Origin of the sequence: Planktothrix paucivesiculata PCC 9631 (genome assembly GCF_900009265.2) — a bacterium.
GTDB classification, from domain to species: domain Bacteria; phylum Cyanobacteriota; class Cyanobacteriia; order Cyanobacteriales; family Microcoleaceae; genus Planktothrix; species Planktothrix paucivesiculata.
Genome location: NZ_LR735026.1, coordinates 124,266 through 136,820, shown reverse-complemented (window position 1 = coordinate 136,820; position 12,555 = coordinate 124,266). Strand labels below are relative to the sequence as shown.

The 12,555-nt window shown below is 40.0% G+C and carries 10 protein-coding genes; 7 read left to right on the top strand and 3 right to left on the bottom strand.

Translation table 11 applies throughout. The features are described from left to right. Nucleotides 1-33: 33 nt before the first annotated feature. The 5 genes from PL9631_RS21235 to PL9631_RS21215 all read left to right on the top strand — a co-directional run bounded on the left by PL9631_RS21235 (nt 34) and on the right by PL9631_RS21215 (nt 8,394). Nucleotides 34-1,689, top strand: a complete 1,656-nt coding sequence (locus PL9631_RS21235; RefSeq protein WP_083623431.1) for a hypothetical protein — start codon at nt 34-36, stop codon at nt 1,687-1,689. 33 nt (nt 1,690-1,722) lie between these two features. Then, on the top strand, nt 1,723-2,532 hold the full coding sequence (locus PL9631_RS21230) for a PD-(D/E)XK nuclease family protein (RefSeq protein WP_083623429.1): 810 nt from the start codon (nt 1,723-1,725) through the stop codon (nt 2,530-2,532). Between the two features lie 4 nt (nt 2,533-2,536). Next, nucleotides 2,537-4,915: a single-stranded-DNA-specific exonuclease RecJ gene (gene recJ / locus PL9631_RS21225; RefSeq protein ID WP_083623427.1), complete on the top strand. Its 2,379-nt coding sequence runs from the start codon at nt 2,537-2,539 to the stop codon at nt 4,913-4,915. Between the two features lie 129 nt (nt 4,916-5,044). After that, nucleotides 5,045-7,075 carry a serine/threonine phosphatase gene (locus PL9631_RS21220; protein WP_083623426.1) on the top strand — a complete coding sequence of 677 codons (2,031 nt, stop codon included), beginning with the start codon at nt 5,045-5,047 and terminating at the stop codon, nt 7,073-7,075. Nucleotides 7,076-7,182: 107 nt separating this feature from the next. Further along, nucleotides 7,183-8,394, top strand: coding sequence for an FHA domain-containing serine/threonine-protein kinase (locus PL9631_RS21215; RefSeq protein WP_083623424.1), 1,212 nt, complete (start codon nt 7,183-7,185; stop codon nt 8,392-8,394). A gap of 159 nt (nt 8,395-8,553) precedes the next feature. Here PL9631_RS21215 and PL9631_RS21210 read toward each other — a convergent pair whose 3' ends face one another. The 3 genes from PL9631_RS21210 to PL9631_RS21200 all read right to left on the bottom strand — a co-directional run bounded on the left by PL9631_RS21210 (nt 8,554) and on the right by PL9631_RS21200 (nt 10,321). Then, a complete protein-coding gene (locus PL9631_RS21210; RefSeq protein ID WP_083623423.1) occupies nt 8,554-8,778 on the bottom strand; it encodes a DUF4327 family protein in 225 nt (74 codons plus the stop codon). Between the two features lie 261 nt (nt 8,779-9,039). Continuing rightward, nucleotides 9,040-9,642, bottom strand: a complete 603-nt coding sequence (locus tag PL9631_RS21205; protein WP_083623421.1) for a hypothetical protein — start codon at nt 9,640-9,642, stop codon at nt 9,040-9,042. A gap of 238 nt (nt 9,643-9,880) precedes the next feature. Next, nucleotides 9,881-10,321 carry a KGK domain-containing protein gene (locus tag PL9631_RS21200; protein WP_083623420.1) on the bottom strand — a complete coding sequence of 147 codons (441 nt, stop codon included), beginning with the start codon at nt 10,319-10,321 and terminating at the stop codon, nt 9,881-9,883. A gap of 295 nt (nt 10,322-10,616) precedes the next feature. Here PL9631_RS21200 and PL9631_RS21195 point away from each other — a divergent pair, with 295 nt between their 5' ends. Together PL9631_RS21195 and purD are read left to right on the top strand one after the other, a co-directional pair. Then, the gene (locus PL9631_RS21195) at nt 10,617-11,075 is read left to right on the top strand and encodes a hypothetical protein (protein WP_083623418.1); all 459 of its coding nucleotides are present in this window, start codon (nt 10,617-10,619) and stop codon (nt 11,073-11,075) included. A 172-nt stretch (nt 11,076-11,247) separates the two neighbouring features. Then, the gene (purD, locus tag PL9631_RS21190) at nt 11,248-12,519 is read left to right on the top strand and encodes a phosphoribosylamine--glycine ligase (RefSeq protein ID WP_083623416.1); all 1,272 of its coding nucleotides are present in this window, start codon (nt 11,248-11,250) and stop codon (nt 12,517-12,519) included. The last annotated feature ends 36 nt before the right edge of the window (nt 12,520-12,555 follow it).

Below are 12,555 nucleotides of genomic sequence, written 5' to 3'. Positions count from 1 at the left end.
GCGGATTGCTATATCCCCTAAAAAACTCAAATCATGAATAAAAATAATCGTTCTTTGTTGAGATTTTTTTTATTGTTTTTTCTGGCTATAGGAATTATTTTGTGTAGTCCAACTCTGCAATTGGCTGCACAAAATCCCGTCGCTCAAACCCCAAACCAAACCCCAGAAATAAAACTAGAAAAAGTCGGAACAGAAAAAGTCTATTTTACCCATCACGGAAAACCCTTATTATCTTTTGGAGGACTATCGGATTTTATTTTCTATGCCTCTGATGATGCCTATAATTATAGACAGTGGGCAAATTGGGCGGCTGAACATGGGATGAATCATTTAAGAGCGTACCCACCCTATAGTTGGAAATATATTGAAAAATTTACTCAAGATAATGGCGGTTCTCTCAATAATGTCTTATTTCCCTATCAAGAAACACAACCGGGAAACCGACAGTTTGATTTAACTCAATTTAATCAAGCGTATTGGAAACGGTTTCGAGAACAGGTTAAATATTTAGAGTCTAAGGGAATCATTATTCATCTATTAATGATGAATGGTTGGCAAATGGATGATAATGAAAAGAATTGGGGAGGGCATTTTTTTAATCCTGATAACAATATTAATGCTTTTACCGATCATTTAAAAGATAATCGCTTAAAATTTTATCATTCTGTTGCTGATAACCAAACGGAATTAGCTGAAGTTCAAAAAGCCTGGTTTAATAAATTAATTGAAGTGACCGCAGATTTAGATAATGTTTATTATGATTTAGTGCATGAAGTTGCCGAAAACCATGAAGATTGGTCAAAAGTCAGGGTTTGGATTGATCAAATGTCAACTACAGTCCGCGATCGCTTTGGTGAATTGCAACCCCAAAAACAAATAATTTTAGGTATGGATACCGGAGGATTAAACCTATTTCAACGGGATTGGATTTTTAACCATCCTAATTTTGATCTCCTGATTTATGGTAAAAAACATACTTTTCAACAAGCTAAAGATTGGCGAATTAAATACAAAAAACCCTATATTCCTCAAGAATCCTGGGATGAAAATAACTCTAAATATGGGTATCGAGAGCCTAAGTTTAGAGCCAGAACCCGTAAATTTTTCTGGAAGTTTATGATGGCAAAATGTCAGCAAATGGATCTTTATATTAAACCCAGAATTAAAGATCAAAAACCGGGATACGATCATAACTATAATCCCTATGGATGGAACCCTTTAGAAAAAGATACGTTAGTTTTAAGAAACTTTTGGAACCGCTTAACAGACTATCCAAATCTGTGGTTTAATGGACAATTAGAATCAGAAACAGCATCCCATCGCTATGTCTTATCTTCTCCCGAAGAAGCGATCGCCTATCTATCTTCTGAAGCTGGTACACAAGATATTAGCTTCCCCCAACAAACAATATTCTTAAAAGATCTATCTTTAACCGATGGACTCTATCAAATGGATATTTTTAAACCCGATCAAGGTGTACTTTCGAGCCAAAAAATAGAGGTAATACAGGGAAAAGTGGCAGTGCAATTACCTGAATTTATCGATGATATTGCAGTGCATTTCTATCAAGGAACGCCCCTAACTTCCGTTCCCACCTCCGAGACTCAACCCAATTATTTATTCTATGGAATTACTGGTTTAATCGTCGGAGGATTAATCACAACTGTTTTAACCATTTTTAGGGGATAATTCAGATTATACCTGTTTGTTGATCAAATCACCATGACTGGATTTAGACTCTCTCAACAACACTTAAATTTGTTGTCTCTGTGTCCCCGAAAGTTTCAATATACCTATTTAGATCAGTTAGTTTCACCCCCTTCTCCAGAAAATGAGGAGCGCATCACCTGGGGAAATCAGTTTCACTTGTTGATGCAGCAACATGAGTTAGGACTTCCTCTGGATGTTTTACTCACCGGAAATCCAGAATTAAAACGCTGTTATACTGAATTTTTAACCGTGGCGTCGGATATTTTTAGGTTAAATTCCGATCCCTCAACTTTTGTTTTTAGAGAAGCAGAACATTACCGTAGTTTAAATTTTAATCGTGATTTATTAGTGGTTATTTATGATTTAATTAAAGCGGAAGAAAAACAAGCTCAAATCTTTGATTGGAAAACCTATCCTCGTCCTCAAAATCGCCAGCTTTTAGAAAATAACTGGCAAACTCGTTTATATCCTTATATTTTAGTTGAAACCAGTCAATATTTACCCGAAAAAGTCTCAATGACCTATTGGTTTGTGAAGTCTTCCCGACAACAACCACCGGAATTTTTACACTTCCCCTATACTTCACAACAACATGAGAAAAATCAACAGGATTTAACCCAACTTTTTGATCAATTTCATAACTATTTAGACCGTTATCAAGAGGGGGAATCTTTCCCGCAAGTTGATCAAAGTCAGGGACATTGTAAATCCTGTCAATTTGCTCTGCGTTGTCAGCGAGTTTCTGGAGAATTAACTCTTGATCAACCTTTAAATTCCCTGAATCTATATAATATTGATCAATTCCAAGAAGTTATAATTTAAACCTATGTGGCAAATTCAACCTACTTTAGAAATTCCTAATTGGATTATCCCAATTATTCAAGAGTACGCACCTCAAATTTCAGGAAAATATATTGCTCAATTATTATTACAAAGAGAGATAAAAACCCCTGAAAAATTAGTGGGATTTTTAAACCCTAATTCCTATAAACCATCCAGTCCGTTTGAATTTGGGATGGAGATGGAACAAGCAATTGAACGATTAGTTTTAGCTAGAAATAACCAAGAAAATGTGACAATTTGGGGGGATTTTGATGCCGATGGTATTACTGCAACTTCTGTATTATGGGATGGATTAGGACAATTTTTTAACCGAGAAAATCAGCAGTTATCCTATTATATTCCTAATCGGTTAACCGAATCCCATGGATTAAATTGTGCCGGAATTGATCAACTCTATCAACAGGGATGTCGGTTAATTGTGACTTGCGATACAGGAAGTACCAATTTAAAAGAAATTGAATATGCTAATCAATTAGGCATTGATATTATTATTACCGATCATCATACTTTACTCGAAGAAAGACCTCCAGTAATTGCTATTATTAATCCTCGTTATTTATCCTTAGATCATCCTTTATATCATTTATCTGGGGTAGCAGTTGCTTATAAATTAATTGAAGCTTTATATCAAACTTTACCCGATATTCCCCAACGTCCCTTAGAAGATTTATTAGATTTAGTTGCCATTGGTTTAATTGCAGATTTAGTCCAACTTAAAGGAGATTGTCGCTATTTAGCTCAATTGGGAATAGAAAAATTACAACAACAATTAAAAAATCCTACCCGTCCAGGGGTTGCTAAACTGTTAGATTTGTGTAAACGAACAGGCGATCGCCCCACCGATATTTCCTTTGGTCTTGGCCCTCGAATTAATGCTGTAAGTCGCATTTATGGAGATGCTAGATTCTGTGTAGAACTTCTCACCAGTAGGGATAAAAAACGCTGTCAAGAATTAGCTATAGAAACCGAATTAGCCAATACTCGACGCAAAGGATTACAAAAAGAAGTCAGTCGTGATGTGATGAAAAAATTAAAGAAAATAGACCTATCTACGACTCAGGTTATTGTGTTATCCGATCCTCAATGGCAAGGAGGAGTTTTGGGTTTAGTGGCGGGTCAAGTCGCCCAAGAATATGGACGACCTACTATTTTATTAAGTACAGAAGGAACAATAGATTTAAGTAATTATCAGCAGGAATTAAGCGATCATTCAGAAATTAAATTAGCCCGGGGTTCGGCTCGTTCTATTAATCAAATTGATTTGTATGAATTAGTCAAAAGTCAAGCCCATCTTTTGCATCGATTTGGAGGGCATCCCTTTGCGGCTGGCTTGAGTTTGACGATAGAAAATATCCCGATATTTATAGATGCAATTAATCGTCAGATGCGAGAACAATTAAAATCCAATATACAGGAAATTGGACAACGGAATATTCAAGTTGATTTAGTTTGTACCGTTGCTGAATTAGGAGTTGATTTATTTCAAGAGTTAAAACTTTTAGAGCCCTGTGGAATGGGCAACCCTGTCCCTAAAATTCTAATTCAAAATTGCTGGTTTACTAATGCTTGGAATACTTCAGAAAAGGATTTAAGAGGGCAAAAAGTTCAATATATTAAAACTACCTTTGAATTGTGGGATGAGTCCCTATCAACTGGATTTCCCGGGGTATGGTGGGGACATTATAAAGATGAGCTACCCGAAGGACGATCGGATGTGATTGTAGAACTAGATTTTAATACCTTTAAAAGACAATATGAAATTCGGATATTAGAATTACAATCTGCCCAAGCTCAGACTCCCCCAGCATCTATTAATCTTGCTAATAATCCTATTTTAGATTATCGGAATCAAAACTTTAATCAACCCTTATCTGAACACTTATTAATTCTCAATGACTGTCCCACCTGTTGGGAAGATTTAAACTCTTGGTTTCGTCGCGCCTATGCTGAAAAACAACCTTTAGCGATCGCCTATACTCTACCTCAATTATTACCGCCTGAAAAAATTTGGGAACAACTGATCGGCGTTGCCAAATATCTCAGTCGTACCCATCAACCCGTTAGTATTAAAAAACTCTGCCATCAATTAAACCTAGGAGTAATTCCCTTAAAAATTGGTTTTGAAATTTTAACTATCTTAGGATTTAAGATTGAATATCAAGACCAGGCTTTTTATATCAGTTGGCAAAAATCATCGGTTTGTAATCCCTCAGAAACCCTAAATCAATTAATCCAAGCCTTTCTTGCTGCCGTTCAAGAAGAACAATTTCGCCGCCAATATTTTTGTAAAATTCCGTTGTCAACTCTCGAATCAATTGCGGTTCAAACCATGATCAAAGAGGCAAACAAAAACTTAGATTAATCCCTAATTTTTAGGGATTTAAAATTTTAGAATAGGTAATTAACCATTTTTCCTAATCCTGTTGTACAATAAAAAATCGTACTCTTAAAATATCCCTGTATAATTTGTAAAAAGGCGGGGAATCTAACTATGGTCGTTTGTCCCCAATGTCAATTTGAAAACCCCAGTCTAAATAAGTTTTGTCAAAGCTGCGGTAGTTCTCTGACCCAGAAATATTGTCCTGAATGTGGGGCAACAGTTGCTTTTAATACCCTGGAATGTCATAACTGTGGCACAGCAACCGGAACGGTTTATCGAGCAGTAGTTATCCCTTTGTCCCTAGTTCCGCCTCAACCTGAACCCTTAGCAGAATCTTTAAATAATGACCATTTAGAGGGCGGGGGTACCGTCACAGAATCGGTTTTAGATCGAATTGATACCCAACCTCCCCCCCCTGAAGACCCTGAATTATCAGACGCGCCACCCTCTCCCCTTGAACTCGAAGAAGAAATTTTCTCACCAACAGACATCGAACCCATTCCCATTGCCCCCCGGGATGCCCTGAGTACGATCCCCGAACCGCCACCAAAAGATATTCAGTTCGTAGAACTACCCGTGGGAGCCTATTTAGACCCGCAAGAGCGGTATCAACTCCTAGAACCCTTACCCCCCCTACAATCAGGAGAATCCCTGACGGTTAAGGTTTTAGATACCCAGCCCTTGCAGGTGTCTCCCCTAAAAGCCCTGGAAAAACAACCCTCTACCCCCTCAGATCAACAATTAGAAACTTTTATTATTGCGGATGCTCAACCCTATTTTTCCTTAGCTGCTGAGAATTCCAAATATTTTCCTCGCTTACAAGATGCTTGGGAACAGTCTTTTTATCGTGTAATTCTGTTAGAAGATTTTGCCGATTTTCCCCTCTTGTCTGACCTGTGGAGTAATAAAAAAACTACACCTAAACAAATAGTTGATTGGTTAGGGGATTTAGTCAAACTCTGGGAATTATTAGAACCCTGGGGCTGTCGTCAAAGTTTATTAGATTCCCAAAATTTAAGGGTATTTCCCCAAGATTCTCAACAGCTATGTTTAAAACAACTATACTTTGATCCGCCCAATTCTACCTTGAGTTTATCGAATTTAGGTTTGTTATGGCAGGAGTTATTCCACCAATCTCAACGAACTTTAGTGGGTTCCTTAACAGAAATATTACGGGATTTAATTGAAGGAAAAATTCAAACTGTTGCCCAATTACAAAAAAACCTCATGGTGGTTTTAGATGAAATTAATTGTCCTTCGACCGCCTATCCCCGACCCAAAGACCCCACAGAACCCCCACCCCTGAGCCTAAATCAAGCTCCAACCGTAATTCCGGTTCAACGGCTCAAATCCCTGGAAGCGGTGGGACGCACGGATGTCGGACGTCAACGGGATCATAATGAAGACTGTTTTGGCATGGCAACCCAAATCAAGCTCGAAGAAACACCTCGGGGACAAACCAACTCAGTCCGGGGTTTATATATTCTCTGTGACGGGATGGGCGGACACGCCGGAGGGGAAGTCGCCAGTCAAATGGCCGTTGATACCCTGAAAGACTATTTCCAAAACCAATATCCCGAAGGACTACCCACGGAAGAAATCCTACACGATGCAATTCTTCAAGCCAACGAAGTAATTTATACCGAAAATCAACAAGGGGTGCGTTCGGGGGTGGGTCGCATGGGGACAACTTTAGTGATGGCTTTGGTGGTTGATCATCAAGCGGTGGTTGCCCATGTGGGAGATAGTCGATTATATCGTTTAACTCGCACCCAGGGGTTACAACAAATTACGGTTGATCATGAAGTTGGACAACGGGAAATTGAACGGGGAATTAATCCAGAACTGGCCTACTCTCGCCCCGACGCCTATCAATTAACTCAAGCCCTAGGGCCAAGGGAGGAGCAGTTTGTTCACCCCGATGTTCAGTTTTTGGACATTGAGGAAGATACGGTTCTAATCCTAGCGTCCGATGGTTTAACCGATAATAACCTCTTAGAAATATTCTGTGAAACTCAACTTAATCCCCTACTCAATCCTGAAACCCCTTTAGCCACCGCCGTAGACGGTTTAATTGCTCTGGCTAATCAACATAATGGTCACGATAATATTACGGCTATTGTGGTTCGAGCTTGGGTTTAGTTAATTGGGCGAAGCAGATAACTGGGGCCAGACGTGCCAATAGCCTACGGCATCGCTGCGCTCGGGTACGTCTGGCCCACTGATAACCGATAACTAATAACTGATTTATGTTAACCCTAACGTTGTTAGACCCCCAACAAAAAACGCCCCTGAGACAGTGGACATTTGCACAGGAGGCGGTGATTCGGGTTGGACGGGCGGCGGATAATCAGGTCGTAATCGTTGATTCCTTGGTCTCCCGTTACCATCTGGAGTTACACCGTCCCACGGATGAAACCCAGAGTTCCCTGTGGTTGCTGGTAAGTAAGGGGACTAATGGAACTTTTGTGAATGGGGTTCTCACGAATCAGGGGTTAGTCGGGGATGGGGCTTTAATTGAATTAGCAAAAGATGGCACCTTATTACAAATCCAAATCCAAGCCAGTGTAATTGCTATTGCGGCCAATCCTCCCTCCTGTAAGCATGAGGGGAATACGCCAGGGAATTTATTCTGTATTCATTGTGGATTTCCCATACAAGTTGAGCGCGCAGTCCGACAATATCAAGTCTTGAGAACTATCGGACAGGGCGGAATGGGAACAACAACCCTAGCCTGGGATTCTACCACGGCTAAATCTGCTGTGCCTATTGTCGTTGTTCTCAAAGAAATGAATGCGGATATGGCGCAAATTGCCAAGGCTCAAGAACTATTTGAACGGGAAGCCCGTACCCTTAAAGCCTTAAATCATGAGGGAATTCCCCAGTTTTATGACTTTTTCGTGGAAGATGGCAAAAAATATTTAGTGATGGAAATGATCCATGGAACGGATCTCGAAAAGTATATCCATCAACGGGGGCCAGTCATTCCCCAACAAGCCATTCAGTGGATGATCCAAACCTGTGAGATCTTGGACTATATTCACTCACTTGATCCGCCTCTAATCCACCGAGATATCAAACCGGCAAATTTGCTCTTGCGACGCCGAGATCATCGGATTGTGGTCTTGGATTTCGGAGCCGTGAAGGAAATCGGAACCCCCCCCGGAACCCGTATTGGGGCGGAAGGATACAGTGCCCCGGAACAGGATCGAGGCCAACCCCTGACTCAATCGGATTTATATGCGATCGGTACAACCTTAATTTTTTTACTGACCGCCGAAACACCCCTCAAATTCTATGGTAAACGAGGAAACAGTTATGGTTTTGAACTCAACAACGTTCCCACGATTACGCCCGAACTGCGAAAAGTAATTGAACAAGCCACGGAATACCGACCTAAAGATCGCTATCTAACGGCTCAATCTCTATCTCAAGCTCTAGCCCAGTGCCTAAATTCATAAAATCGTGAGGAAGATTTATGCAAAGCAGGAGGAAAGGGCAAAGGACTAAAAGCTATTGATAGAAATGAATACAAAACTTTAAACAGTGGAATTTTAAAGGGCGAATTCCTGATTGATTACAGACTAACTTAAATCAGGGAGGGTTTGAAAAATAGGTTTCTAACCTTCGTCTTCATCCCAAGCTTCAACGGCTAATAGCTCGCTGAGGGGATCTTGCATGGAGAAACCAAATTCTAACAATTCCTGTTTCCAATATTTCCAGTCATCGCCATAGAGAAGGGCGATTTTCCATAGACTATCGGAAGGTTTGATAATGTCAGACTTGACCAGGGAATGCACCTGACGTTGTAACTTATCCATCGGGTGTATAACCTTTTGGCTCATAATACCTCTTAAATTGTTCTAATTTCTAAATGGTTAACAATTTCCAACCTGAATGATTTTTCTTTGCATACAGGGTTTTTGCCCTTCAAAGCGGCTTCCTCGATCATGAGTATAGCATAAACTTTGAAAAAGCAATCTTTTTTTTAAATTTCGAGGTTAATTTTAGGTTACGGGGGCTTTAACTGTGCCTTAAAGGCAATTATAGCAGGGAAAACAAATAATTGTCGTCCCAAACTTATAGTACCAGGAATCGATCTCTAATTAATCGGTATCCGTAATACACAAGATCCAAATTTGATAGTTTCGCTTATCAATTCCAAACCAAGTCACATCCCAAGAAACACCCGCAAACCACTCTGTCCAAGGCTCTTGAGAAATATACATCTGCACTTCATCATAGCGACTCCCAAACAAAGCCTCACAAAATTTCATCCCAATATCCTTCGCTTGTTTGGCTGTCCCTTCAAATTCTTCATCGGCTCCACCTAAGAATAAGGCTTCTGCTAATTCTCCATCCAGGGTGAAGGCGCTGGTATCTTCGGTCAGGTCTAGCTCTGCTGTTAAGGGGATTTCAATTTCTAAAGCTGATAAACCATCCATCACCTGGGGTAAGCTGACAAATTGCTCAAAAAAATTAATTTCATTCAGTAAGTCCCTGGAGCCAAACCAATTTAACACCGCGTGAGGAGAAATTTTAAATCTAGCAAACTCCGCACCCCCGTTAACAAGAATTTTTCTTAACTCTTGTAGGAGTTTATTAATTGCCGGATCTTCTGAGGGGGTATATACTACTTGTAATTCCTGCCACATTTGCTCAATTTCTTCCTCGGAAGGACGGTATTGGTCTCGATTAGGAACTAACATCAATTTAGATCTCCAGATAAGAATATTTTATCCACTTTACTGTAGTCTTTAAAAACTCACAAGATTATTTTCAGAAAATATTATAAAAATTAACAGAATTAATTGGGTTTTTATGGTGCTTATGATCATATCAGTAAACACAAAGACACTAAGGCACTAAGAAGGATTATCTAGGGATATTATAGATTTAGGTTTTCTGAAATATCCGAAAATTATAGTATTATTTATCAATTTTTAGTTATTTTCTCAATTCATCCAATGTAGAATCAGAGGTTTCTGATAGTTCGGGTTGGTCGGGACAGAATTCTAGTTCGATTTCAATGGTAAGTTGAGGTTCGGATAAGTTATTATAGTCGGCGATCGCTTTAAATCTCAATTTCCCAGTTTTCCAAGAGGCTGCACCTAATTTTAAGAGTTTACAATCAATTTCCTCACTAACGGTATTGACGCTACTTTGATTTACTGTTAAAATCACTTTTTCTTCGATATTATATTCGGAGTTAATTCTTTCTAATATATGAAAATTGAAAGAGGTTACCCCATCGGTTTTATACCCTTTGACATAGGTTTTTTTGTTGAGAATATCTATCAGGATTTCTTTAAAATTTTCGACAGTAAATGTATTCTTGTCGAACATTAAAATATCATCATTACTTAACAGATAAAAGGTATTATTCATTTTGATATTATCCTCAAAATTTGATCTAATATAGCAATTATCAAACAATTATAACCCACAAAAGAGTTAATTCTCGTTGCTAGGTTCTACCTAGCAATGTCTTAGGGCAGGCTTCGCCTGCTATTAACTTGAGGCAGAGCCTCAAAAATACATTCCCTGGTTGAACCAGGGAACGAGACACCGGGTTTTTTATACTTCATCTTCATCCATCTGAAAATTGCTGTAACACAGAGCATGGTATAATACTCACAAAGCAAACTCTAACTTCCATACCACCTATCTAACAAGCAAAAATATGGATATTTCTGATTTGGTTAAAGTATCCAAAGATATTTATTGGCTGGCAAACAGAGGCAGCAATCCTGATGGGATTAGTGGCGAGACTTTAGTGTTTTTTCAAAGATTTAAGAAATCTTATGAGAATAAAAGCTCTGAGCAAATACGCAAACTCATTTCAGATTCTTATTCGGGAAATCTGTTAGAAGCGACTAATAAAGAAGAATTGATTCAAATATTTAAAGATAGATTTGAAAACCTCCCTCAACAATGTGGTTTAAATTTAACGATCAAAATTTTAAGAGTTATAGAAAGTACAAATAGCTTATGTCGGGCTGTGGTGGAATTCGATGTTAAAGTCACATTTTGTTTTTTTCCTATTAAACTTTTGAATGCAGGAGATGTTTATCTGGAGTTACGTCCTGAACCTCCTTTTGAGATGTTTAAAATTTTGAAAATGAATGAAATTAAAGAGTAAGACAATGCTCTACCAATCAAAACTTACAGTGCCACTCAGAAGCAAATTAATTTTTAAATTATACTAAATTATAGATAGCCAATTTCAATCTATAGCAATCCTCAACCGATGTAAAAACAACCGCCACAATTGTACAATCAAAAACTGCTAATCAATTTGAGAACAAAAAACCGTGAAAATTCTAGTAGTTGGAAATGGGGGACGGGAACACGCACTCGCCTGGACATTACTCCAGTCGCCCAACGTTGAAAAAGTATTTTGTACCCCCGGAAATGGTGGGACAGCCACCCTCAAAGGCTGTGAAAATTATCCGATTTCCGTAGAAGATTTTGAAGCGCTCAAAAATTTAGTTCAAAATCAGGATATTTCCCTAGTGGTAGTCGGGCCAGAATTACCCCTCGCCCTAGGAATTACCGACTATTTGCAACAACACAATATTAAAGTATTCGGCCCCAACCAAGCCGGGGCAGCACTCGAAGCCAGTAAAGCCTGGTCTAAAGCCTTCATGGAAGACGCCGGAATTCCCACAGCTAAGGCGGCCGTCTTTACCGATGCAGCCAGCGCGAAAGCCTATATTCAAACGGCGCCTATTGTAGTCAAAGCCGATGGGTTAGCCGCCGGAAAGGGCGTCACCGTTGCGACTACTGTGGAAATGGCCTATGAAGCGATAGATACTATTTTCGCCGGGGAATTTGGCCAGGATAACCTGCGGGTAGTGGTGGAGGACTTTCTAACTGGACAGGAAGTATCCGTACTCGCCCTAACGGACGGGTTAACTATTCGGCCCTTAGTTCCGGCCCAAGACCATAAACAGGTCGGAGAGGGGGATACTGGCCCCAACACGGGGGGCATGGGGGCCTATGCTCCCACACCCATTCTCCCCCCCGAACTGCTGTCTCGCGTGCAACAGTCGGTCTTAGAACCCACTTTAGCCACCTTGCGTCAACGGGGAATTGACTATCGGGGGGTGGTTTATGCCGGGTTGATGATTTCCCCGGAAGGAGAAATTCAGGTCTTAGAATTTAACTGTCGGTTTGGCGACCCCGAAACCCAAACGGTTCTCGCCCTCTTAGAAACCCCCTTAGAAGAAGTCCTACTCGCCTGTTGTGAACAGCGGCTAGAACAGGTTCCTTTAACCTGGAAATCCGGGGTTTCTGTGTGTGTGGTATTAGCTTCGGGTGGTTATCCTGGTTCCTATCAAAAAGGCAAAGTCATCACCGGGATAGAAGACGCAGAAGCATCGGGAGCGATCGTATTCCATGCGGGAACCAAACTACAAGACGGCCAAATTCTCACCGATGGCGGACGAGTTTTAGGGGTTACGGCCGTTGGGTCTACTTTCCAAGATGCCATCACCCAAACCTACAAAGCCGTTGATTGTATCAATTTTGAAGGGCTCTACTATCGTCGAGATATCGGTTGCCGAGTGACGGTTGATGGTTAAGCTATTCAGCATCTAAATTCGCGATTTCAAAATCCT